18 protein-coding genes and 1 pseudogene are annotated in these 22,874 nt (G+C 74.0%); 8 read left to right on the forward strand and 11 right to left on the reverse strand.

The window, feature by feature from the left end; all coding sequences use genetic code 11:
- Positions 1-87 precede the first annotated feature (87 nt).
- A complete protein-coding gene (locus GV155_RS04035; protein WP_160005465.1) occupies positions 88-1,308 on the forward strand; it encodes a PucR family transcriptional regulator in 1,221 nt (406 codons plus the stop codon).
- A 179-nt stretch (positions 1,309-1,487) separates the two neighbouring features.
- Here the strand turns inward: GV155_RS04035 and GV155_RS04040 are convergent, their stop codons facing one another.
- From GV155_RS04040 to GV155_RS04060, 5 genes are all read right to left on the reverse strand, one after another.
- Entirely contained in the window at positions 1,488-2,639 is a 1,152-nt protein-coding gene (locus GV155_RS04040; protein ID WP_160005467.1) for an acyl-CoA dehydrogenase family protein, read from the reverse strand.
- A 73-nt stretch (positions 2,640-2,712) separates the two neighbouring features.
- Positions 2,713-3,948 carry an acyl-CoA dehydrogenase family protein gene (locus GV155_RS04045; protein ID WP_160005469.1) on the reverse strand — a complete coding sequence of 412 codons (1,236 nt, stop codon included), beginning with the start codon at positions 3,946-3,948 and terminating at the stop codon, positions 2,713-2,715.
- A 43-nt stretch (positions 3,949-3,991) separates the two neighbouring features.
- On the reverse strand, positions 3,992-5,062 hold the full coding sequence (locus GV155_RS04050; protein ID WP_201300046.1) for a phosphotransferase family protein: 1,071 nt from the start codon (positions 5,060-5,062) through the stop codon (positions 3,992-3,994).
- A complete protein-coding gene (locus GV155_RS04055; RefSeq protein WP_160005471.1) occupies positions 5,059-5,883 on the reverse strand; it encodes an SDR family NAD(P)-dependent oxidoreductase in 825 nt (274 codons plus the stop codon). The genes GV155_RS04050 and GV155_RS04055 overlap by 4 nt, the downstream gene beginning before the upstream one ends.
- Positions 5,883-6,644, reverse strand: coding sequence for an SDR family oxidoreductase (locus GV155_RS04060; RefSeq protein ID WP_160005473.1), 762 nt, complete (start codon positions 6,642-6,644; stop codon positions 5,883-5,885). Before GV155_RS04060 ends, GV155_RS04055 begins: the two co-directional genes overlap by 1 nt.
- Before the next feature lie 71 nt (positions 6,645-6,715).
- On the opposite strand from GV155_RS04060, the gene GV155_RS04065 reads away from it, so the two are divergent.
- Together GV155_RS04065 and GV155_RS04070 are read left to right on the forward strand one after the other, a co-directional pair.
- Entirely contained in the window at positions 6,716-7,333 is a 618-nt protein-coding gene (locus tag GV155_RS04065; protein WP_236553948.1) for a TetR/AcrR family transcriptional regulator, read from the forward strand.
- A 56-nt stretch (positions 7,334-7,389) separates the two neighbouring features.
- Complete coding sequence (locus GV155_RS04070) at positions 7,390-8,742, forward strand: WS/DGAT domain-containing protein (RefSeq protein ID WP_160005477.1); 1,353 nt, start codon at positions 7,390-7,392, stop codon at positions 8,740-8,742.
- 75 nt (positions 8,743-8,817) lie between these two features.
- Here the strand turns inward: GV155_RS04070 and GV155_RS04075 are convergent, their stop codons facing one another.
- The 3 genes from GV155_RS04075 to GV155_RS04085 all read right to left on the reverse strand — a co-directional run bounded on the left by GV155_RS04075 (position 8,818) and on the right by GV155_RS04085 (position 12,579).
- Positions 8,818-9,960: an acyl-CoA dehydrogenase family protein gene (locus tag GV155_RS04075; protein WP_160005479.1), complete on the reverse strand. Its 1,143-nt coding sequence runs from the start codon at positions 9,958-9,960 to the stop codon at positions 8,818-8,820.
- Between the two features lie 16 nt (positions 9,961-9,976).
- Complete coding sequence (locus tag GV155_RS04080) at positions 9,977-11,131, reverse strand: acyl-CoA dehydrogenase family protein (protein WP_160005481.1); 1,155 nt, start codon at positions 11,129-11,131, stop codon at positions 9,977-9,979.
- Positions 11,132-11,277: 146 nt separating this feature from the next.
- Positions 11,278-12,579: an Nramp family divalent metal transporter gene (locus GV155_RS04085; RefSeq protein ID WP_201300047.1), complete on the reverse strand. Its 1,302-nt coding sequence runs from the start codon at positions 12,577-12,579 to the stop codon at positions 11,278-11,280.
- A gap of 124 nt (positions 12,580-12,703) precedes the next feature.
- Here GV155_RS04085 and GV155_RS04090 point away from each other — a divergent pair, with 124 nt between their 5' ends.
- Positions 12,704-14,422 carry an ABC-F family ATP-binding cassette domain-containing protein gene (locus GV155_RS04090; RefSeq protein WP_160005483.1) on the forward strand — a complete coding sequence of 573 codons (1,719 nt, stop codon included), beginning with the start codon at positions 12,704-12,706 and terminating at the stop codon, positions 14,420-14,422.
- Positions 14,423-14,447: 25 nt separating this feature from the next.
- Here the strand turns inward: GV155_RS04090 and GV155_RS04095 are convergent, their stop codons facing one another.
- Positions 14,448-15,782, reverse strand: coding sequence for a S1C family serine protease (locus GV155_RS04095; RefSeq protein WP_160005485.1), 1,335 nt, complete (start codon positions 15,780-15,782; stop codon positions 14,448-14,450).
- Positions 15,783-15,956: 174 nt separating this feature from the next.
- On the opposite strand from GV155_RS04095, the pseudogene GV155_RS21090 reads away from it, so the two are divergent.
- The 4 genes and pseudogenes from GV155_RS21090 to GV155_RS04115 form a co-directional block, all read left to right on the forward strand.
- Positions 15,957-16,763 (forward strand): annotated as a pseudogene (locus GV155_RS21090) (YihY/virulence factor BrkB family protein); the annotation flags it as partial.
- Between the two features lie 235 nt (positions 16,764-16,998).
- Positions 16,999-18,579: a long-chain-fatty-acid--CoA ligase gene (locus GV155_RS04105; RefSeq protein ID WP_160005487.1), complete on the forward strand. Its 1,581-nt coding sequence runs from the start codon at positions 16,999-17,001 to the stop codon at positions 18,577-18,579.
- 37 nt (positions 18,580-18,616) lie between these two features.
- Entirely contained in the window at positions 18,617-20,734 is a 2,118-nt protein-coding gene (locus GV155_RS04110) for an acyltransferase family protein (protein ID WP_160005489.1), read from the forward strand.
- A 40-nt stretch (positions 20,735-20,774) separates the two neighbouring features.
- Positions 20,775-21,704 (forward strand): NAD-dependent epimerase/dehydratase family protein, encoded by a 930-nt coding sequence (locus GV155_RS04115; RefSeq protein ID WP_160005491.1) that lies wholly within the window; start codon positions 20,775-20,777, stop codon positions 21,702-21,704.
- Here GV155_RS04115 and GV155_RS04120 read toward each other — a convergent pair.
- Positions 21,697-22,320 (reverse strand): HAD-IA family hydrolase, encoded by a 624-nt coding sequence (locus tag GV155_RS04120; RefSeq protein WP_160005493.1) that lies wholly within the window; start codon positions 22,318-22,320, stop codon positions 21,697-21,699. The genes GV155_RS04115 and GV155_RS04120 overlap by 8 nt on opposite strands.
- The gene (locus GV155_RS04125; RefSeq protein WP_160005495.1) at positions 22,317-22,874 is read right to left on the reverse strand and encodes an NYN domain-containing protein; all 558 of its coding nucleotides are present in this window, start codon (positions 22,872-22,874) and stop codon (positions 22,317-22,319) included. The genes GV155_RS04120 and GV155_RS04125 overlap by 4 nt, the downstream gene beginning before the upstream one ends.

Raw genomic sequence — 22,874 nt, forward strand, 5'->3', positions numbered from 1 at the left:
GGCGGAACGCACAATGTTGCCTGTCTGACGGGGCGAATGTGCGCCCTGCTCTGGTCATCGTTGTGCGCGGAGTGCGAACGTGCCTTCGTGCGCACCGACCAGCCCGTCCCACCGCCTGAGCCGCGGGTACGCGTCGAGAACGCCTGGTCCCTGCTGGCCGACCAGTCCGACGCGATCGCCGACGACATCACGCTGACGTTGTTCGAGCGCGACACCGACATCTACGAGAGGTTCGGTCCCGAGCTGCGCGTGGACGTGCGGCAGAGCACCCGGATGCACATCCGCCGCGGCCTGGACGTGCTCAGCGGGGACCGCTCGCAGCTGGACTCGGCCCGGGAGACCTGGCGCGAGACCGGTCGACGGCGGGCACGGCAGGGCGTACCGCTGGAGCTCGTCATCAACGCCTACATCACCGGTGCCCGCAAGCTGTGGGAGGCGCTGGTCGAGCGCTCGCGCACCGACCTGGTGGACGTCATCGACGCCGAGATGCTGATCCGGGCCGGCAAGGCGGTGTGGGCCAACCTGGACGTGCAGAACGGCGTCCTGATCGAGGCCTACCACCGTGAGTCGGGCCGTCTGCAGCGGCAGGACCTCCAGCGCCAGCAGGCCGTGATCGACGGGCTGCTGGAGGGCCGGGGGGCCGACCCCGACTTCGCCCGGGACGCCCACCAGGCCCTCGGCGTCGGTCCGGAGGACCCCGTCGCCTGTGTCGTGGTGCTCTCCGAGGACTCGCCGGCCGACGCGCTCGCGCCCGCCGAGGACCGCCTCGACCGGGCCGGCGTGCACGCCTTCTGGCACCTGCGCGGCGGGGTCTACCTCGGTCTGCTCGCCGGGCCGCTGCCGGCCGAGGAGGAGCTGGTCGAGATCTTCGCCGCCGCCGGTGCGGGCCGGGTGGGGCTGGGTCGGTGCGCCGGGGGCGTCGCTGGGTTCGCCACCGCCTTCCAGCTCGCGACCCGGGCCGCCGAGACGCTGCCGCGCCAGGCCCGCGGGGTGGTCCCGGTCAGCGGCGCGCTGCCCGAGGTGCTGCTGGCCGGCAGCCCGCAGATGGTGCCGCTGCTGCTCGCCGAGGCCCTCGGCCCGTTGCTGGCCCAGCCCGACCCGCAGGGCCGCACCCTGCTCGACACCCTGGCCGCGCTGCTGCGCCACGACGGCTCACCCACGCACGCCGCCGAGGAGCTCTACTGCCACCGCAACACCGTGATCTACCGGCTGCGCCAGATCGAGGACCTCACCGGCCGTACCCTCGCCGACCCCCGCGACAAGCTGCTGCTGACGCTGGCGATGATCGCCCGGGGCGCGGGGGAGTAGCGGGCTGGCGGGGTCGGCGCCCCTCAGCCCCGCCCGCCTCATCCGCCCCAGGATCCCCGCTCGAGCGGGGGTTCCCCGGGTTGTCGTCCCTTGCAAGGCGCGCGAACCCCGGGAACCCCCGCCTGAGCGGGGATTCCCGGGGCTCCTAGGGCTCCTGGTGCTGACGGTGCCGGCCCTGCTCAGACGAACGCGCTGATCCCCGTCTCGGCCCGCCCGATCAGCAGCTTCTGGATCTGGCTGGTGCCTTCGTACAGCGTCATCACACGGGCGTCGCGCAGGTACTTCGACGGGGGGTACTCGTCGACGTACCCGGCGCCGCCGTGCACCTGGATGGCCAGGTTGGCGGCGCGGACGGCGGCCTCGGAGGCGTACAGCTTGGCCTTGGAGGCGGCCACGCCGAACGACTCGCCCCGGTCGATGAGGTCCGCGCAGCGCCACACCAGCAGACGCGCGGCGTCGGCGTCGAGCGAGATGTCGGCGATCATGTCCTGCACCATCTGGAAGCCGGCGATCTTGCGGCCGAACTGGGTGCGGGTGGTGGCGTAGTCGACCGCGGACTCCAGGCAGCCCTGGACGATCCCGACGCAGCCGGAGGCGACCGCGAGGCGGCCCTTGTCGAGGGTGCTCATCGCGATCTTGAAGCCCTGACCCTCCTCGCCGAGCATCGCCGAGTGCGGCACGCGCACGTCGGAGAGGAACAGCTCGGCGGTGGCCTGGCCCCGCAGCCCGAGCTTGCCCTTGATCTCGCGGGCCTCGAAGCCGGGGGCGTCGGTCGGGACGAGGAAGGCGGTGACGCCCCTCGGCCCCTCGCCGCCGGTGCGCGCGAAGACCAGCGCGACGTCGGCCCAGGTGCCGTTGGTGATGTAGAGCTTCTGGCCGTTGATGACCCAGTCGTCGCCGTCCCGCTTCGCCCGCGAGGTCAGGTTGCCGGCGTCGGAGCCGGTGTCGGGCTCGGTGAGGCCGAAGCAGCCGAGCTTCGAGGCGGTCGCCAGCTGCGGCAGCCACTCCTGCTTCTGCTCCTCGGTGCCATGGAAGAGGATCGACTTGCCGACCAGGCCGGAGGAGACCGAGACGATGCCGCGCAGGGCGGAGTCGGCGCGGCCGAGCTCCTCCATCCCGATCGCGTACGTCACGTAGTCGCCGCCGAGGCCGCCGTACTCCTCGGGGATGGTCAGGCCGAAGAAGCCGATCTCGGCCATCTTGGGCACGATGTCGAGGTCGACGGCCTCGCGGCGGTCCCACTCGATGCGGTGCGGGACGGCTTCCTTGTCGAGGAACTCGCGGGCGAGGTCTCGGAAGCTCTGTTGCTCGTCGCTGAGGCTCAGGTCCATGAGGGGGATCCTCCCTGGTCGGGGTGGGGTGGCGGTAGGTCCTGGTGGGGTGTCCGGCGTGGGCCGGGCGGGGTCACGACAGCGTCGCGACCTGGCGCGCGATCTCGGCCTTGGCCAGGGAGTTGCGGTGCACCTCGTCGGGCCCGTCGGCGAAGCGGAGCGTACGGATCCCGGCCATCTGCTCGGCCAGCGGGAAGTCCTGCGACAGGCCCCCCGCACCGTGCGCCTGGATGGCCTTGTCCAGGATCCACTCCACGGTGGCCGGGGTGGCGATCTTGATGGCCTGGATCTCGGAGTGCGCCCCGCGGTTGCCGACGGTGTCCATCAGCCACGCGGTCTTGAGCACCAGCAGGCGCAGCTGCTCGATGCGTACCCGCGACTCGGCGATCCACTCGCGGATCACGCCCTGCTGGGACAGCGTCCGACCGAAGGCGACCCGGCTGTCGACGCGCTGGCACATCAGCGTGATCGCCCGCTCGGCCACACCGATCGAGCGCATGCAGTGGTGGATCCGGCCGGGGCCGAGGCGGGCCTGGGCGATCGCGAAGCCCTCGCCCTCGCCGCCGATCAGGTTCGAGACCGGGACGCGTACGTCGTCGAAGCGCAGCTCGGCGTGCCCGCCGTGCTCGTGGTCGTCGTAGCCGAGCACGTGCATCGGGCGGACCACGGTCAGCCCGGGGGTGTCGCGGGGGACCAGGACCTGGCTCTGCTGGCGGTGCCGCGCGGCGTCGGGGTCGGTCTTGCCCATCACGATCATGATCTCGGCGTCGGGGTTCATCGCCCCGGTGATCCACCACTTGCGACCGTTGATGACGTACTCGTCGCCGTCGCGCACGATCGAGGTGGAGATGTTGGTGGCGTCCGAGGACGCCACGTCGGGCTCGGTCATCGCGAACGACGACCGGATCTCGCCGTCGAGCAGGGGGCGGAGCCAGCGCTCCTGCTGCTCGGGGGTGCCGAACATCGCCAGCACCTCCATGTTGCCGGTGTCCGGCGCCGCGCAGTTCAGCGCGGCCGGGGCGAGGGTGCCGTGGTGGCCGGTGATCTCGGCCAGCGGGGCGTACTGCAGGTTGGTCAGGCCGGCACCGAGCTCGCCGTGCTCCTTCGGCAGGAACAGGTTCCACAGCCCGCGCGAGCGGGCCTCGGCGCGCAGCTCGGCCACCACCGGCGTGCGGGACCAGGCCCAGCGCTCCTCGCCGGTGCCGAGCTGCTCGTGGAAGACCTGCTCGGCGGGGACGACGTGCGTGGTCACGAAGTCCCAGAGCCGCTCCTGCAGGTCCTGGGTGGTGGAGTCGAGCTCGAAGTCCATGGGTCTCCCTCGTCGGGGTGCGGGTGCGGGTGGGGGCGCGGGGTCAGACCAGCGAGCGAGTGGCGTCGAGGCCGGCCGCGAGCAGCGTCGGGACGGCCTCGCCGACGCCGTCGAAGCCCGCGCCGACCGTCTGGCCCTGCTGGTGGCGGAAGTGGATGCCCTCGAGGATCGCGGCGAGCTTGAAGTAGGCCAGCCCGAGGTGGAAGTCGAGGGTGTCGAGCGCGAGGCCCCCGCCGGCGGCGTACCGCTCGAGGATCGCGTCGGGCCCGGGGTAGCCCGGGGCGCGCGAGGCGTCGGCGACCGCGGCGCCGCCGGTGATCGTCGAGAGCCGGTCGTAGACCAACAGCAGGGCGACGTCGGTCAGCGGGTCGCCGAGGGTGGCCATCTCCCAGTCGACGACGGCCAGCACCTCCGAGCCGACCCGGGCGGGGTCGGCGAGCAGGTTGTCGAGGCGGTAGTCGCCGTGCACGATCCCCGCCCGGACGGCCTCGGCGTCACCGGCCGGGACGTGCTCGCGCAGGCGGGTCACGAGGGTCTCGGCGTCGGGCAGCTCCCGGCTGGAGGAGCCCTCGAGCTGACGCGCCCAGCGGCGCACCTGGCGCTCGAGGAACCCCTGCGGGCGTCCGAGCTCCTCGAGCCCGACGGAGGCCGGGTCGACCTGGTGGAGCGCCGCGAGCACGTCGACCATCGCGCCGGCCAGGCGGCCGGTGGCCTCGGGGCCGATCTCGGCCAGCTGGTCGGCGGTGCGGTACGGCGTGCCGCGCACCAGCTCCATCACGTAGAACTCGGCGCCGAGCACGTCGGTGTCGCGGCACATCGCGTAGGTCTGCGGGACCGGGACGGCGGTGCCGGCCAGGGCGCTCATCACGGTGTGCTCGCGGCCCATGTCGTGCGCGGTGGCCTGGACGTGACCGAGCGGCGGGCGACGCACGACGCGGGTGGTCGTGCCGTCGGTGACCTCGTAGGTCAGGTTGGACTTGCCGCCGGCCAGGAAGCGCCCGCGCAGGTCGGCGCCGAGGTCGCCGGGGCGCTCGCCGTCGTACCAGCGGTGGAAGGCGGCGAGGTCGAGCCCGCGGAGGTCGGTGGTGAGCTGGTCGGTCGTGTCGTCGGTCATCGTTCTCCCAGGGCGCGGGCCTGCAGGCGGCGCATGCCCGCCAGCCAGCGGTCGGTGTCGGTGGCGCGGGCGACGTAGTAGTCGGCCACCTGCGGGTGGGGCAGGACCAGGAAGCGGTCGTCGGCCAGGGAGTCGACCCAGGCCTGCGCGACGTCGTCGGGCTCGAGCGCGGCGTCGCGCGAGAGCAGGGCCTGCAGCGGCCCGGACTCCTCGAGCATCCGGGTGGCCACGCCCTGCGGGCAGATCGCCTGGACGGCCACGCCGCGGTCGCCGTAGGTGATCGAGAGCCACTCCGCGAACGCCACGGCGGCGTGCTTGGTCACCGAGTACGGCGCGCTGCCGATCATGGTGAGCAGGCCCGCGGCGGAGGCGGTGACGACGAGCCGGCCGCCCGCGCCGTCCCCGGTGTCCTCGAGCCAGCGGGGGACCAGGGCACGGGCGGTGCGGACGTGGGCCATCACGTTGACGTCGTGGACCTGCGCCCAGACCTCCTCGCTGGTGTCCAGGCTCGACCCCGAGCCGGCGGCCGCCCCGAGGGCGCCGTCGATGCCGGCGTTGGCGAACCAGACGTCGACCCGGCCGAGCTCGGCCGTGGCCGCCTCGACCAGTGCGTCGACGCCCTCGACCGAGGCGCAGTCGCCGGGCAGCGCGGTGGCGCCCAGGGCCTCGGCGGTCTCGCGGCACGCGTCGGCGTCGAGGTCGTTCACCACGACGCGGGCGCCCTCGCGCACGGCCCGGGCGGCCAGGGCGCGCCCGATCCCGCGGCCGGCGCCGGTCACGACGACGCCGCGGCCCTCGAGGACCTCGGGGGCGGTGGCCATCACACGCCGCCGGTCTGGCTGACGCCGCCGTCGAGGGTCAGGCACTGGCCGGTCACCCAGGAGGCCTCGTCGGAGAGCAGGAACGCCACGGCGCTGGCCACGTCGGTGGTCTCGCCGAGCCGCTTCAGCGGGTACGCCGCGGAGACCTGCTCCTCGCGGCCCTCGTAGAGCGCCTCGGCGAAGCGGGTCTTGACGACCGCGGGCGCGACCGCGTTGACCCGGATGCCCGGGCCGAGCTCGACGGCGAGGTCGCGGGTCAGGTGGATGAGCAGCGCCTTCGTCGCGCCGTACCAGGAGATGCCCGGGGCGGGCTTCACGCCGGCGAGGGAGGCCACGTTGACCACGGCCCCGCCGTGCTCGCCCATCCACGCCCGGTGGCACTCCTGGACCCAGGCCAGCGCGGCGACGCCGTTGACGTCGACGGTCTTGCGGGCGGCGTCGAGGTCGAGGTCCATCAGCGGGCCGTAGGTCGGGTTGATGCCGGTGTTGTTGACCAGCAGGTCGACGCTGCCGAACGCCTCGAGGGTGGCGGCCACGGCCTCGCGGCGGTGGTCGGCGTCGCCGGCGTTGCCGGCCACGGCGATCGCGCGGCCCTCGCCGTGCTCGGCGGTGATCTGCTCGACCGCGGCGGTGAGCGCCTCGGGCTTGCGGGCGGTCAGCGTCACCCGGGAGCCCTCGGCGACCAGGCGCTGCGCGATGGCCAGCCCGATCCCGCGGCTGGCTCCGGTGACGATCGCGGCGGTGCCGTCCAGGCCCTGCATGGGCGCCTCCCAGGTGGTGGATGGTGGTGGGTCGTTGCCGAGTGACTAAGCGCTTGCTTACTCTGGATCGCGTGACCACGTCCCGTCAACCCGCCCCGACGGGCTCCTCGCGCGCCGCGGACGCCCGGGCGCGGCTGCTCGACGCGGCGGTGACGGCGTTCGCCGAGCGAGGCTTCCACGGCACGACGACCCGCGACATCGCCGCCGCGGCCGGGATGTCGCCGGCGGCGCTCTACGTGCACCACCGCTCCAAGGAGGAGCTGCTCTACGAGATCTCGCGCGCCGGCCACCAGCGCACGCTGGACCTGGTCACGCAGGCGGCCGAGGGCACCGACGACCACCGGGAGCGGCTCGGGCGGGTGGCCGCCGACTTCGTGCGCCACCACGCCCGCGCGCACACCACCGCGCGGATCCTCAACTACGAGCTCGAGGCGCTCGAGCCCGCGCACCGCGCGGAGGTGGAGGAGCTGCGCCGTGCGATCAGCGCCCAGGTCGTGTCCGTCCTCGAGGACGGTGCGAGAGCCGGCGTGTTCGCCGCGGGCGACGCCCGGATGACCGCGGCCGCCCTGCTGTCGCTGGGCATCGACCTGGCCCGGTGGTTCGACGACGCCCGCGGCTGGGACCCCGACGCCCTCGCCGCGCACTACCGGGAGCTGGTGCTGCGGATGGTCGGGTCTGCGCCGACCTGAGCGTCCGGGGCGACCTGGGACGCGGGAGGGTGGTCCACGACCTGGGACGCTGTGGTGTGACCGCCTTCCCGCTCAACCCCGTCGACTCGATCTGGTGGCGCACCGACCGCCCCGAGAACCTGATGGTGATCGAGTGCCTGGTCCGGCTCGAGGGCCACCTGGACCGTGCGCGCCTGGCCCTGGTCCTGCAGGAGCGCGTCGTCGACCGGTTCCCGGTCTTCCGGCGCCGACCGGCCCGGTCCCGCGTCCCCGGTGGCCTGCCGCGGTGGACCGCGATCGACGACTTCCGCCTCGACGACCACCTGGTCGAGGTCCGGCTGCCCCCGGGCGCCGGTGACGAGGAGGTCCAGGAGCACGTCGGTCGTCACCTCGGGCAGCCGCTGGACCCGGGCCGCTCGCCGTGGGAGGTGCAGGTCCTCGAGGGGCACCCCGACGGCACGATCCTCTACGCGCGCCTCCACCACGTCCTGGCCGACGGGATCGCGCTGACGCGCGTCCTGCTCTCGCTGACCGACGCCGGTCCCGACGCACCCGTGGACGCCGGCCCCGCCGCGACCTCGGTGGCCGCCGCTCCCCGCCCCAGCCGGCCGACGTCCGGTCGGTCGGTCAGGGCCCGTGCGGCGGCCGCGGCCACCGTGCGTACGCCGGCGGTGCTGGCCAAGCTGCTGCTGAGCCGCACCCCGCCGACCCGGCTCACCGGGCAGGTCACCCCCGGCAAGGCCGTGGTGTGGTGCGAGCCGGTGCCGCTGGACCGCGTCAAGGCCCTCGCCCGCCGCACGGGCGCGACGGTCAACGACGTGCTCGCCGCGGCGCTCGCCGGTGCCCTGCACCGCTACCAGACCCATCACCACGCGGTGCCGAGGGACATGACCACGATGATCCCGGTCAACCTCCGCCCGCTCGACAAGCCGCTGCCGCGGCGGCTGGGCAACCGCTTCGCGCTGGTGCTGCTGCGGCTGCCGTCGGGGACCCCGGAGGCCGGGGCGCGGCTGCAGGAGGTGCAGCGACGGATGGGGGCGATCAAGAGGTCGCCCGAGCCGGTGCTGACCTTCGCGCTGCTGCACGTGATCGGGCTGCTGGGGGAGTCCGTGGGCCGGGGGCTGGTCCGCTTCTTCGCGGCCAAGGCCGTCGGCGTGACCACGAACGTGCCCGGCCCGCCGGAGCACCGCTACCTCGCGGGCACCCGGATCGGCGGTCTGCTGGGGTGGGTGCCGGGCTCGGGCGAGCAGGCCGTGGGCACCTGCATCTTCACCTACGCCGGGTCCGTCCACGTCGGCTTCAAGACCGACGCGGCGGTCGTGCCCGACCCCCGACGGCTGCTGGCCTGCTTCGAGGACGAGCTGGCCGCGATGCTCGACCCGGCCCCGTCGACCGCGACCAGCGGGGCCTCGGCCGCCGCCCTCGTCTGACCCGCGGGCCCCCGGGGTCGTGTGCCTGAGAGCGGTCCGGGGACCGTCCTCAGGCACACGACCTGGTCGCGCGGGTCAGTGCAGCGGGTCGACGCCCTCGTGGTCGCCGATCCGGCCGACCAGCTCGCCGAGGTGGTGCGTGCCGTCGCCGAGCAGGTGGTCCAGCGCGGTGAGCCGGGCGACGTGGTTGCCCACGGCGTACTCGGCGGTGACGCCGATGCCGCCGTGCAGCTGGATGGCCTCCTGGCCGACGTGGCGCGCGGCCCGCGAGACCTGCAGGGAGGTACGGCGGGCGGCGTCGGAGGCCGCCTGCGCGTCGCCGCTCATCAGCACCATCGTCGCCCACTGCACCATCGAGCTGGCCAGCTCGAGCGAGACGTACATGTCCGCGGCGCGGAACGTGAGCGCCTGGAAGGTGTTCAGCGTGACGCCGAACTGCTTGCGGCTCTTGAGGTAGTCGGTGGTGAGCCGCAGCGCGGTCTCCATCGACCCCAGCGCCTCGTTGGCGGCGGTGATGCGGCCGACGTCGAGGATGGTGGCCACGGTGGACTCGCGGTCGGCGACCTCGCCCAAGGGCGTGGCCGACGTGCCGGAGAAGGTGACCTTCGCCGCGCGGCCGCCGTCGTAGGTCCGGTAGGAGCTGCGCTGCAGGTCGGCGGCGTCGCCGTCGACCAGGAAGAGGCCGGTGCCGCCGTCGGGCAGCGCCGCGGTCACCACGAGGGTGTCCGCGCGGGCACCCTGCACGACCGGCTCCTTGACGCCCTCGAGCGTCCAGGCCCCGCCCTGCTCGGTGGCCGTGACCGCCGAGGCGGTCGGGACCCAGCCGCGGCCGGGCTCGTCGTGGGCCAGGGCGAGCACGCGCTCGCCCTCGGCGACCGCGCCGAGGATCTCCTCGCGCTGCTCGGCCGACCCGGCCGCGGAGACCAGGCCGCCGGCCAGGACCACGCAGGCCAGGAACGGCTCGGGCGCGATGACGCGTCCCAGCTCCTGGGCCACGATGCCGATCTCGACCGGTCCGGCGCCGACGCCGCCGTCGGACTCGGCGAACGGCAGCCCGAGGATGCCCATCTCGGCCATCCGCGCCCACTGCTTCTCGTCGAAGCCGGGGTCCTCGTTGACCGTCTGGCGGCGGTGCTCGTGGTCGGAGTACGTCTTGCCGACCAGGCCGCGCACCGCGTCGCGCAGGGCGACCTGCTCGTCGTCGTAGGTGAAGTCCATGTCTGTCCCGTCCCCCTCAGAGCCCGAGGATCGTCTTGCTGATGATCTGACGCTGGACCTCGTTGGAGCCGCCGTAGATGGAGGCCTTGCGCAGGTTCAGGTAGGTCGGCGTCGCCCGGCGGGCGAAGCCGGGGAGCGCGGACCCCTCGTCCGCGCCGGAGGCCAGGGAGGCCGGGCCGGCGAGGTCGACGGCGAGCTCGCTGACGGCCTGCTGCAGCTCGGTGCCCTTGAGCTTCAGCACCGAGCTGGCCGGGTGCGGCTCGCCGCCCTCGGAGTGGGCAACCACGCGCAGCGCGGTCAGCTCGAGGGCGAGCAGCTCGTTCTCGAGCTCGGCCACGCGGGCGGCGAGCAGCGGGTCGGCGGTGATCCGGTCGGCGTACCGCTCCTTGGCCAGGGCCAGGTTCCGCTTCGTCGCCGCCACCGGGGCCACGCCGACGCGCTCGTTGCCGAGCAGGAACTTCGCGATCGTCCAGCCGCCGTCGACCTCGCCGACGAGGTTGGCGCCGGGGACGCGGACGTCGGAGAACCAGACCTCGTTGACCTCGTGGCCGCCGTCGATCAGCTCGATCGGGCGCACCTCGAGGCCCGGCGAGGTCATGTCGATGAGCAGCATCGAGATGCCGGCCTGCTTCTTGACGTCCGGGTTGGTGCGCACCAGGGTGAAGATCCAGTCGCCGTACTGGCCGAGCGTGGTCCAGGTCTTCTGGCCGTTGACGACCCAGTCGTCGCCGTCGCGGACCGCGGTCGTGCGCAGGCTGGCCAGGTCGGAGCCGGCGTCTGGCTCGGAGAAGCCCTGGCTCCACCAGACGTCGAGGTTCGCGGTGGGCGCCATGAAGCGCTCCTTGAGCTCCTCGCTGCCGAACTGCGCGAGCACCGGGCCGATCATCGAGGTGTTGAACGCCAGCGGCGCCGGCACGAAGGCGCGCTGCATCTCCTCGTTCCACAGGTGGCGACGCAGGTCGGACCAGCCGCGGCCGCCGTACTGCTCGGGCCAGTGGGGGACGGCGAGGCCGGCGGCGTTCAGCGCCTGCTGGCTCGCGACGATCTGGTCCTTGGAGAGCTCGCGGCCCTCCTTGACGGCGTCGCGGATCTCCTCGGGCACCTTGGTGGTGAAGAAGTCGCGCATCTCCTCGCGGAACGCGCGGTCCTCCTCGGACAGCTCGAGCTGCATCGCTCGCCTCCTGCTCGCGTCGGTGGGCGGCCGCCTGCGGCCGCCGGTCGGGCGTCGTACCCGACGTCCGAGTCCATCATGACGCGCGAACCTACGCGTCGGTAACCCCGCCCAGTCCTTGTCGGGCGCCGCGCCCGTCCGACCCGTCAGAACACCCCGGCGACGGCGTCGTAGACCTGGGTGACGGCCAACCAGGCGAAGACGACCGTGCACACCACGAGGGCGACGTTGGAGGGCGGCTTGTTGCGCCACTGGCGCGGCACCCGGTCGGTGTTGAGCAGCCACAGCAGCGTCACCGAGAGGAACGGCATGAAGAACGCGCCGAGCACGCCGTAGGCCAGGATCAGGTAGACCGGCTCGCCGAGGAACAGCATCGGGACCGGCGGCAGCGTCAGCCACAGGACGTACGCGGTGTACCACCGCCCGCCGAGGCGGTAGCGCGGCTCGTCCGGGTCGCCGCCCGAGACGTGACCGACGAAGTCGGCGAACATCAGGCTGACGCCGTTCCAGACCCCGACCAGCGACGACATCGCCGCGGCCCAGAAGCCGACCAGGAAGACGGTGCCGGCCGCGGTGCCGTAGCGGTCGGCCAGCACGTCGGACAGGTCGAGCAGGCCCTGGTCGCCGGAGCTGACCGCGATCCCGGCGGAGTAGAGCAGCTCGGCCCCGACGATCAGGGTGGAGACCACGAAGACGCCGGTGATCGCGTACGCCATGGCGTTGTCGATCCGCATGACCCGCATGTGGCGCGGGCTGTCCCAGCCCTTCTCGCGCAGCCAGTAGCCGTAGGCGGCGAGCGTGATCGTGCCGCCCACGCCGCCGGCCACGCCCAGGACGTAGACCAGGCCGCCGTCGGGCACGACCGGGACGAGGCCGCCGGCCATGTCGGGCAGGTTCGGGACCGTGAGCGCGGCGGCGCCGACCATCGAGACGAACATCAGCAGCACCAGGACGCTGCAGACCTTCTCGAAGACCGAGTAGCGCCCGAGCAGCACCAGCCCCGCGCCGAGCAGGCCCGACACGACGCCCCACCACGCCACGGACAGGCCGCCGAGCAGCGAGTAGAGGGCCAGGCCGGTGCCGGCCATCGCGGCGGCGCCGTAGACGAAGCCCCAGATGACGATGTAGGGCCCGAAGTACCAGTGGGTCCAGCGGCCCAGGCTCGACCAGCCCTCGTAGATCGTGCTGCGGGTGGCCAGGGACCAGCGGCCGGCGCCCTCGACGAGGACGACCTTGAGTACGCAGCCGAGGACCGCGGTCCACAGCAGGGCGTAGCCGTACCTGCTCCCCGCCAACAGGGTGGCGACGAGGTCGGCGCCGCCGACCCCGGTGGCGGCGACGACGAGGCCGGGGCCCACGAGGTGCCAGCGGGGTGCGGGGCGGTCGTCGGTGGTGGTGCCGGACGGGCCGGAGCCGTGGGGGTCGGAGGGTGTGGACGAGGACGGCACGGGGCCTCCCGAGGGCCTGGGGCGTGTCAGTCGGTCAGGGGCCCGGACCCTACAAGAGGCCCGCGTCCGCCGCGAGGGCGAAACCGACCTGCGCCGGTGGCGGGTGGCAGGGGAGGATGCTCCCGTGGGACACGTCGAGGTCAGTGGAGTGCGCTACGAGCTGCCCGACGGGAGGGTGCTGCTCGACGACGTCTCGTTCCGGGTCGGCGACGGGGCGAAGGTGGCCCTGGTCGGCGCGAACGGGGCCGGCAAGACGACGCTGCTGCGCATCGTCACCGGCGAGCTGGAGCCGCACGGCGGCGCGGTGACCCGCACCGGCGGCCTCGGCGTGATGCGCCAGATGGTGGCGGCCGGCCTCGGCCGCCCGGGCACGCCCGACGGCGAGCCGACCGTGGCCGACCTGCTGCTGTCGGTGGCGCCGCCGCGGGTGCGGGCGGCCGCCGCGGCCGTCGACACCTGCGAGCGGGCGCTGATGGACACCGACGACGAGCCCACGCAGCTGCGCTACGCCGCCGCGCTGGGCGACTACGCCGACGCCGGCGGCTACGACGTCGAGGTCACGTGGGACGTCTGCACCGTGCGGGCGCTCGGGGTGCCCTACGACCGGGTGCGTCACCGCGAGCTGCGGACACTGTCGGGCGGGGAGCAGAAGCGCCTGGTGCTGGAGTACCTCCTGGCCGGGCCCGACGAGGTGCTCCTGCTCGACGAGCCGGACAACTTCCTCGACGTGCCGGGCAAGACCTGGCTCGAGGGGCGGATCCGCGACTCGGCCAAGACGATCCTGTTCGTCAGCCACGACCGTGAGCTGCTGGCCAACACCGCCACCCGCGTGGTCACCGTCGAGCTGGGCGCGGCGGGCAACACCGTGTGGACCCACCCGGGCGGCTTCGGGTCGTACCACGACGCGCGCCGCGACCGGTTCGCGCGCTTCGAGGAGCTGCGCCGGCGCTGGGACGAGGAGCACGCCAAGCTGGTCGCCCTGGTCCTGCGCTACCGGGTGAAGTCGGAGTTCAACGACGGCCTGGCCGCGCAGTACAAGGCCGCGCAGACCCGGCTGCGCAAGTTCGAGGAGGCCGGCCCGCCGACCGAGCAGCCGCGCGAGCAGCAGGTGACCATGCGGCTGACCGGCGGGCGTACCGGCAAGCGCGCGGTCGTCTGCGAGCAGCTCGGGCTGACCGGGCTGATGAAGCCCTTCGACCTCGAGGTCTGGTACGGCGAGCGGGTCGCCGTGCTGGGCTCCAACGGCTCCGGCAAGTCGCACTTCCTGCGGCTGCTGGCGGCCGGGGGCAGCGACCCCGACGTGGAGCACCGCCCGGTCGAGGAGAAGCCGGTGGAACCGGTCCCGCACACCGGTCGCGTCCGGCTCGGCGCGCGGGTGCGCCCCGGGTGTTTCGTGCAGACCCACGAGCACCCCGAGCTGCGGGGCCGCACCCTGCTCGAGGTGCTGCACCGCGGCGAGCGCGGTCCCGACGGCGGTGGCCGGGCGGGGATGGGCCGCGAGCAGGCCGCCCGCGTGCTGGACCGCTACGAGCTCGCCCACGCCGGGGAGCAGCGCTTCGAGCAGCTCTCGGGCGGGCAGCAGGCCCGCTTCCAGATCCTGCTGCTGGAGCTGTCCGGCGCGACGCTGCTGCTGCTCGACGAGCCCACCGACAACCTCGACGTCCAGTCGGCCGAGGCGCTGGAGACGGGCCTGCGGGCCTTCGAGGGCACGGTGCTGGCGGTCACGCACGACCGCTGGTTCGCCCGTGGCTTCGACCGGTTCCTGGTCTACGGCTCGGACGGCGAGGTCTACGAGCCCGACGGCCCGGTGTGGGACGAGGCGCGGGTGGTCCGCGCCCGCTGACCCGCACCGGGCGTCGACCCCGGCCTCAGTCCGCCGCCACCTCGCCGTCCGAGCCGAGGGTCAGCGTGGTGGTCTCCTCGTCGCCGCCGCGGACGTAGGTCACCTCGACCTCGTCGCCCGGGCGGTAGCTGCGCACGGTGGTGATCAGCGAGTCCGGGTCGGAGATGCGGGTGTCGTCGATGCCGGTGACGACGTCCTCGGCCTCGAGCCCGGCCTCCTGGGCCGCCGAGCCGTCGTTGACCTCGGCCACCTGGGCGCCGGCCTCGACGGGCGCGCCGCCCTCGGTCGTGGACTGCACCGGCTGCACCGAGATCCCGAGCAGCGCGTGCGTGGGCTCCTCGCCGGCGATGATCTGGTCGACGATCGGCCGCACGTCGTCGATCGGGATGGCGAAGCCGAGACCGATCGAGCCGGAGGACTCGCCGGTCACCGAGCTGCCGCTGGTGCGGATGGAGGAGTTGATGCCGACCACGCGGCCCTGCGAGTCGACCAGCGGGCCACCGGAGTTGCCCGGGTTGATCGCGGCGTCGGTCTGCACTGCCGGGTAGGCGGTGACGTTGCCCTCGTCGTCCTGGCCGACGTCGACCGGCCGACCGAGGGCGCTGACGATGCCCGAGGTCACGGTGGCGTCCAGGCCGTAGGGCGAGCCGATCGCCACGACGTCCTCACCCACGTTGAGGTCGGCCGAGCTGCCGATCGTCGCCGGGGTCAGCCCGGAGACGCCCTGGGCCTGCACGACCGCCACGTCGGTGATCGGGTCGGTGCCGACGATCTCGGCCGGGGCCGTGCTGCCGTCGCTGAAGGAGATCGTGATCGACCCGCCGCCCTCGGCGACCTCGGCCACGTGGTTGTTGGTCAGGATCCGCCCGTCGGAGGAGATGATCACGCCCGAGCCGGAGCCCGAGCCCTCCTGGCCGGCCACGTCGAGCTTGACCACCGACGGCAGCACGGCCGCGGCGACCTGCTCGACGTCGGTCTCGCTGCCGTCCGCCTCGCCGGTGTCGACCACCGGCGAGGTGGTCACCGCGCTGCTGCTGCCGCCGCCGCTGCTCAGCGTGCCGTCGTCGTCGAACCAGGTCGAGTACGCCGCAGCGCCGCCGAGGCCGGCGCCGCCGCCGACCACGAGGGCGGCGGTGAGGACACCGGCCGCGAAGCGCTTGCGACCGCGCGAGCGCTCCCGCGGCGCCGGGGCGGGGGAGCCGAACGGCGGGCCGTACGGGTCGCCGTACGGCGGCTGTCCGCCCGCACCCGCGGGCGTGCCGCCGAGCTCGGTGGTCGGCTCGTGGTCCCCGGCCCAGGAGGGGCGGCTCGACGGCTGGTCGGCGGAGGGGCGGTCGGGGGTGGGGGTCTGGTCGGACATGGCTCCACTCTCGGGCGTCGGCCTGTGAGCAGGCTGAGACGCACCTGACGGTCGGCCAAGAGTCGGGGCCGGAACCCGGACCGGAACCTGGGCCCGCGCCCTGCTCGAGCCACCCCGGGGGTGTGCCAGAGTTCCGCCGTGACCACCGCCCGCACCGTCCCGGTGACCACCGAGATGGGCGGCGACGAGCTCGACGCCGAGGACGCCTGGCACCTCGCCCGGCGCCACGGTCTGCGCCGCATCCTGGTCGACTCGTTCGTCCGGTTCCGCTACGGCGACGGGTTCACCAACAGCCGGGCGCTGGCGCTCCAGGCCTGCCTGGCCGTGGTGCCCTTCCTGCTCGCCGTCACCGGCCTGGCCGCCGACATCGACGACGAGAAGCCGGCCCGGGTGGTCGCGCAGACCATCGAGGCCGTCTCGCCCGGCCACGGGGGCGAGGCCGGCGACGCGCTCGCTCGGGCCGCGACCTCGCCCGAGACCTCCGGGGAGGTCGCGCTGGTGCTGGGGCTGCTCGTCGCGCTGGTCTCGATGACCACCGCGATGGCCCAGGTCGAGCGGGGGACGAACCGCATCTACGGCATCCGGCGGGACCGCCCCGCGAAGGCGAAGTACGGCCGCGCCGCCGTGCTGACCGCCCTGCTCGCCGTGCCGACCGGGGTCGGCTTCCTGCTCCTCGTCGCCGGCGGCGCGTTCGCCCAGGCGATGACGGAGGTCTACGGCTGGGGGGACGGGCTGCGGCTGTGGTGGAACGTGCTGCGCTGGCCCGCGGGCCTCGCGCTGCTCGTGCTGACCATCGCGGTGCTCCTCGACCACAGCCCGCGCCGTCGTCAGCCGGCCCTGTCGTGGCTGGCCCTGGGCGCCGGGGTCTCGGTGGTGCTGTGCATGGGGGCGACGGCCGCCCTCGGGATCTACGTCGAGGCCAGTGGCTCGTTCGGGACCACCTACGGGCCCCTGGCCGGCATCGTGGCGCTGCTGCTGTGGAGCCTGATGGCCTCGGTCGCGTTCTTCTACGGCGCCGCCGTCTGCGCCCAGCTCGAGGCGATGCGGACCCGCCTCACCGACCCCGCCGAGGACGACCCCGGGCGCCCCCACCACGAGGTCACCACGAGGTCGTCTGACCCCCTCCGACCCCCGCGGTGCGCCGGAACCGTCATCTCGAGGCGCCGCGAGCGTCATCTCGGCTTGTGGGGGCGTGTGGGCTCGGTCACAATCGACCATGGACGCACCGCACCCGATCTTCACCGACGACCGCCTCGCCCACTGGGCCGCGACCACCCCCGACGCCGAGGCGATGACCTACCTCGGGCGGACGTGGACCTGGGCGGAGTGGGACGACCGCGTCCGTCGGGCCGCCGGCGCCCTGCGCGGGCTCGGCGTCGGTCGCGGCGACGTGGTGGCGTTCCTGGACAAGAACCACCCGGCCTGCGTCGAGCTGTCGCTGGCCGCCGGGTCGCTGGGCGCGGCCAACGCGATCGTGAACTGGCGCCTGGCCGGGGACGAGGTCGACTACACCCTCAACGACTGCCGGGCCAAGGTCCTCGTCGTCGGCTCCGAGCTGATGCCGGTCCTTGCCTCCGTCCGGGACCGGCTGTCCCACGTGGAGCACGTGGTCGAGGTGACGCCCGACGGCGCCGCGGGGGACGGCTGGGAGGCGCTGCTGGCCGCGGCCGAGCCGGTCGGCCGCGACCCCGAGGTGGAGCCGGGCGACGTGTGCCTGGTGATGTACTCCTCCGGCACGACCGGGCGGCCCAAGGGGGTCATGCTGACCCACGCCAACATGGTCGCCCACACGCTCGCCGCGCACGACGGCTGGGAGTTCCGGCCGGGCCAGAAGTCGATGGTGGCGATGCCGCTGTTCCACGTCGGCGGGTCCTCGTACGTCCTCTTCGGCCTCCACGACGGCATCCCCAGCGTGATGACCCGCGAGCCCGACGCCGCCTCGCTCGGCGGGGCGATCATGGCCGGGGCGACCGCCACCTTCCTGGTGCCGGCGGTGCTGGCCCAGGTGCTCCAGTCGGGCCCCGAGGCCGTGGCGCTCTTCGGCCGCCTCACGACCTACACCTACGGCGCGGCGCCGATGCCGCTCCCGCTGCTGCGCGAGGCGATGGAGGTCTGGCCGGACACCGACTTCATCCAGGTCTACGGCCTGACCGAGGTCGCCGGCGTGGCCACCCACCTGATGCCGGAGGCCCACCGCGAGGCGATGGCCTCGGGACGCCACGACCTGCTGGTCTCCGCCGGCCGGCCGCTGCCGGGCGTCGAGGTCCGGGTCGTCTCGCCCGACACGCTCGCCGACGTCGGGGTCGGGGAGCCCGGCGAGCTGTGGCTGCGCACGCCGCAGCTGATGGCGGGCTTCCTGGGGCGCCCGGAGGAGACCGCCGCGGCGATCACCGAGGACGGCTGGTTCCGCACCGGTGACCTGGGCAAGGTCGACGCCGAGGGCTACGTCTTCGTCGAGGACCGCCTCAAGGACATGATCATCACCGGCGGCGAGAACGTCTACAGCCCCGAGGTCGAGCGGGTGCTCGCCGAGCACCCCGCCGTCGCCGAGGTGGCGGTCATCGGCGTGCCGCACGACCGCTGGGGCGAGACGGTCAAGGCCGTCGTCTCTCTGCGCCCGGGCGCGAGCGCGACCCCCGACGAGCTGATCGCGCACTGCCGGGCCTCGCTGGCGACCTTCAAGTCGCCCACCTCGGTCGACGTGGTCGCGGCGCTGCCGCGCAACCCCACCGGCAAGATCCTGAAGCGGGACCTCCGCACGCCGTACTGGGAGAGCCGGGACCGCGCGGTGGTGTGACCCGGGTGTGACCCGCGGCCCCCTAGGCTCGGGACCGATGACCTCAGCTGCGCCGCACCCCTCCGTCCCGACGACCGGCGCCGAGCGCCCTGCGAGCAGCTTCCGCTACCGCCCCGAACTGGACGGGCTGCGGACCTTCGCGGTCGTGGTCATCGTGTTCTTCCACGCCCGGGTGGCCGGGGCGTCGAGCAGCTTCATCGTGCTGGACCTCTTCTTCGTCCTGTCGGGGTTCCTGGTCACCAACGTGGTGCTCCGCGAGATGGACACCACGGGGGGCCTGCGGCTGGGGCTCTACTACGCCCGCCGCGTGCGACGGCTGCTGCCGGCGGCCGTCGTGGCGATCGTGGTGACCTCCGGGGTCTTCCTGCTCGTCGCCTCCCAGCCCGAGCGGCTGGCCCTGGTCCGGCAGGCGCAGGCGGCCCTGCTCTACCTGGCCAACTGGCAGTTCGTGGCCGACGGCGCCGACTACTTCGCCGGGGACGTGCGCAGCTCGCCGTTCCTGCACTACTGGTCGCTGTCGATCGAGGAGCAGTTCTACATCGTCTTCCCGCTGCTGCTCCTGCTGTGGTGGAAGGTCGCCCCGCGCCGCCCGCGGGTGCTGCTGGTGTGGTTCGGCGTCCTGATCGCCGCCTCCGTCGCCTCCCAGCTCTACTGGGCGCAGGTCGACCCGACGCGGGCCTACTTCGGCACCGACGCCCGGCTCTTCCAGCTGCTCGCGGGCGCCGTCCTCGCGGTGGCCCTGCGCGAGTTCGCGACGCCGGCCGCCGCGGGCGGCGTGGAGTGGCGGCGGGCCGGTCGCGTGCTGGCCCTGGCCGGCCTGGGCGGCTACCTCGTCCTGGGCAGCGAGCTGGTCGACATGACCGTCTCGCACCGCAACCTGCTCGCCACCCTCCTGGCCGGGGCGCTGGTGGTGGGCACCTACACCGCACCCGGCTCCCTGGTGGCCCGCGGCTTCGCCCTGCCGTGGATGACCTACCTCGGCAAGATCTCCTACGGCATCTACCTGTGGCACTACCCGGTGCTGCTGGTGCTGGCCCGGGTGCTCGACGTGCGCCCTGTGGTGGTCGCGGTGCTGGGGCTGGGCCTGGCCGTGGCCCTGGCCTCGGCGTCCTACCAGCTGATCGAGACCCCGATCCGGCGCGGTCGGCTGCTCGACCCGTTCCCGTGGACCGCCGTCGGCGCCGGGCTGGCCGTCAGCGTGGTCACCGCGCTCGTGGTGGTCGGGCCGGTCCTGGGCAGCGACCGGCGGCCGTCGCTGGTGGCCGGCACCGGTGGTGCCGGGACCGCGATCGCCGCGGCCGACCCCGCGGTGGACCGCCAGCTGGAGAGCAGGGTGCCCGACCTGGACCTGCGCCGGGTGAGCAACGACCGGGGCCCGGCCGACGTGTCGTGCACGCCGGACGCCCCCGAGGACTGCACCGTCGTCGAGGGCGACGGCCCGCACGTCGTCGTGGTCGGCGACAGCCACGCCCGGATGCTCGCCGAGGCGTTCACGGACCTGGCCGAGGAGCAGGGCTTCCGCCTCTCGCTCAGTGTCGTGACGGCCTGTCCCTGGCAGGACGGCCTGCTGAACACGGCCGCGGCGCCCGACGTGCAGCAGCAGTGCCTCGACGCCCGGCGCGGCTTCTACGACCGGACCCTGCCGGCGCTCGAGGCCGACGTGGTGGTGCTGGCGAACCTGAACCGCAGCGACCCCGACGAGTGGGAGGGCAAGGTCCGCGACTACGACGGCCGGCGCACCGGCCCGCTCGGCGAGGTCCAGCGCGACGCGGTGCAGACGACGGTGGACAAGGTCAACGCCGCCGGCGCCAAGGCCGTGATGCTGCGCAGCATCCTGGGCACCGGCGGGTGGGACGGCGAGGGCTTCGACCCCCTGGACTGCCTCGCGCGGGCCGACCGGCAGCGCGAGTGCGTGGTCGACCCGCCCCTGGACCGGCCGCTGGTCGACTCCTCCTACGACATGGCGGCGCTGGGCAACGAGGACGCGGCGACGGTCGACCTCAACCCGGTGTTCTGCCCCGACGTCCCGGCGTGCCGACCGATCCTGGACGGTGCCGTGGTGTGGCGCGACGCCCGGCACGTCACCGCCGAGGTGGCCCGCGACCGGCGCGGCCAGATCCTCGAGGCGCTGGAGGCCACCGGCTTCCTCTCCTGAGCACCCCGGTGGGGGGTCGGGGCGCTGGCAGGGTGAGGGGATGAGCGACTCCACGAGCACCACCTCGGCCACCGCACCCTCCGCCCCGATCGTCGTCGTCACCGGCGCGAACGGCCTGGTCGGCAGGCAGACCTGCGCCGCGCTCCTCGAGCGGGGCGCGACCGTGCGGGCCGTGGTCCGGCGGGCCGGGACCGCCCCGGAGGGCACCGAGGAGCACGTCGGGGAGTTCGGGGACGCGGACCTCGCCGACGAGGTCGTGCTCGGCGCGGACGCCGTGGTCACCACCGTGCACCCGATGGGCAGCGACCTGGCCACGCAGCGACGGATCGCCGTCGAGGGCACCCCGCTGCTGGCCCGCGCGGCCGCCGACGCCGGTGTCGCCCGGCTGGTCCACATCTCGACCGCCGCCGTCTACGACCGGGCGCCCGGCGGGGTGGACGTCGACGAGTCCTCGGCCCTGGTGGGTCAGGACGGCGGCGACTACCCGGTCACGAAGCGCGAGACCGACGAGGCGCTCGCGGCCGTCACCGGCCTGACCCGTGTCCTGCTGCGGCCCCCGGCGATCCTGGGCGCCGGCGAGAGCTCGGTGTGGAACTCGCTGCGTCCGGCCGCGGTCCGCGACGACGAGGCCGCCCGGCACGTGGACCCGCGCAAGAGCTTCCCCTGGGTGCACGTCGACGACCTGGCGGCGCTGGCCGCCGACGTCGCCACCGCGCGGGTCCCGGAGTCCGACGACGCGACCCGTGGACCGGTGGCGGGGGAGTGCACGGTCGTCAACGTCGCGGCGGAGCCCGCGACCTGGCGCGACTACCTCGGCGCGGTGACCGAGGCGCTCGGCGTCGAGCCGGTGTGGGTCGAGGGCGACGAGTGGACCCGGCAGGTGCTGGCCGACCGGGCCCGGGGCTGGGGCTGGGAGCCGCAGGTCACCCTCGCCGCGGCGCTGGACGAGGTGCGCGCCGGGCTCAGGTAGGGCCGAGCAGGCCGCGCTCGCCGAGGTCCCGGCGCAGCCGGGCGGCGTCGGTGAAGAGCACGCCGTCGAGCCCGGCCGCCGCCCCGGCCGCGACGTTCTCGGCACGGTCGTCGACGAAGACGAGCCGGTCGAGGGTCACGCCCACCCGCTCGCGCAGGACGGCGAAGATCCGCGGGTCGGGCTTCGCGACCCCCTCGGTCCCCGAGACGACGACGTCCTCGAGCAGCGAGAGCACCTCGAAGCGGGCGGGGGCGTGCGGCCACAGCTCGTGGCTCCAGTTGGTCAGCCCCCACAGGCGTACGCCGCCGCGGTGCAGCTCGCGGACCACGTCACCGGTGCCGGGCACCTCACCGCGCAGCGAGGCACCGAAGTGCTGACGGTAGGCGCGCACGTGCGGCAGCCAGCGGGGGTGCTCACGGGCCACGTCGGCCAGCACGTCGTCCCAGTCGCGACCGGCGTCCGCCTGGTGGTTCACGGCCCGGAAGTCGATCTCGGCGCTGGCCAGGAAAGCCCGGGCCTCCTGCGCGCCGACACCGGCGGCGACGGCGTGGAAGGGGTCCCAGTCGACGACGACGTTGCCGAGGTCGAGCACGACGCCCGACGGCGCCGCGGTCACAGGAACAGGCGCGGGTCGAAGTCGTCGATCGGGATGACGCGCATCCGGGGCAGCCGGGTGGTGAAGGCGGCCACGTCGTCCTCGAGGTCGAAGACCTCCAGCCCGCGCGGCACCAGCGAGGAGAACTGGTGGTTGCGGAACTCGGTGAAGCCGATCAGGCCGACCCGTCGGGCGGAGCCGTCCAGCAGGGCACCGACGTGCTCGAAGAAGTCGCCGTCGTTGCTGACCAGGACCACGTCGGCCTCGCGGAGCGCGATCTCCTCCAGCGTGCGCAGGATCGCGATGTCCACGACCTTCTGGCCCGGCGCGCCCTGCAGCGGGATCGGCCGGTAGTGCAGCGCGGTCAGCGCCTGGACGAAGGACATCGGCAGCTCGCCGTTGACGGCGAGGTAGAACAGCCCGCTCGGCTCGCACTCCCACTCCGTGGCGACGAAGTCGAGCAGGCGCTCCCAGCGCGGCCGTTCGGCCGGCTGGGGGCGCCTGCCCAGGATCGAGTTGCCGAGGGTGGCGTCGATGTTCTCCCCGTCGACGAGGACGTACGTCGGGGAGGTCAT

This window comes from Nocardioides sp. AX2bis (assembly GCF_902506435.1).
Taxonomy (GTDB): Bacteria; Actinomycetota; Actinomycetes; order Propionibacteriales; family Nocardioidaceae; genus Nocardioides.

Coding starts and splice junctions, on each gene's coding strand:
- GV155_RS04040 (WP_160005467.1), bottom strand. CDS start 2,639: ATGGACCTGAGCCTCAGCGACGAGCAACAGAGCTTCCGAGACCTCGCC.
- GV155_RS04045 (WP_160005469.1), bottom strand. CDS start 3,948: ATGGACTTCGAGCTCGACTCCACCACCCAGGACCTGCAGGAGCGGCTC.
- GV155_RS04050 (WP_201300046.1), bottom strand. CDS start 5,062: ATGACCGACGACACGACCGACCAGCTCACCACCGACCTCCGCGGGCTC.
- GV155_RS04055 (WP_160005471.1), bottom strand. CDS start 5,883: ATGGCCACCGCCCCCGAGGTCCTCGAGGGCCGCGGCGTCGTCGTGACC.
- GV155_RS04060 (WP_160005473.1), bottom strand. CDS start 6,644: ATGCAGGGCCTGGACGGCACCGCCGCGATCGTCACCGGAGCCAGCCGC.
- GV155_RS04075 (WP_160005479.1), bottom strand. CDS start 9,960: ATGGACTTCACCTACGACGACGAGCAGGTCGCCCTGCGCGACGCGGTG.
- GV155_RS04080 (WP_160005481.1), bottom strand. CDS start 11,131: ATGCAGCTCGAGCTGTCCGAGGAGGACCGCGCGTTCCGCGAGGAGATG.
- GV155_RS04095 (WP_160005485.1), bottom strand. CDS start 15,782: ATGTCCGACCAGACCCCCACCCCCGACCGCCCCTCCGCCGACCAGCCG.
- GV155_RS04105 (WP_160005487.1), top strand. CDS start 16,999: ATGGACGCACCGCACCCGATCTTCACCGACGACCGCCTCGCCCACTGG.
- GV155_RS04110 (WP_160005489.1), top strand. CDS start 18,617: ATGACCTCAGCTGCGCCGCACCCCTCCGTCCCGACGACCGGCGCCGAG.
- GV155_RS04115 (WP_160005491.1), top strand. CDS start 20,775: ATGAGCGACTCCACGAGCACCACCTCGGCCACCGCACCCTCCGCCCCG.
- GV155_RS04125 (WP_160005495.1), bottom strand. CDS start 22,874: ATGACCTCCCCGACGTACGTCCTCGTCGACGGGGAGAACATCGACGCC.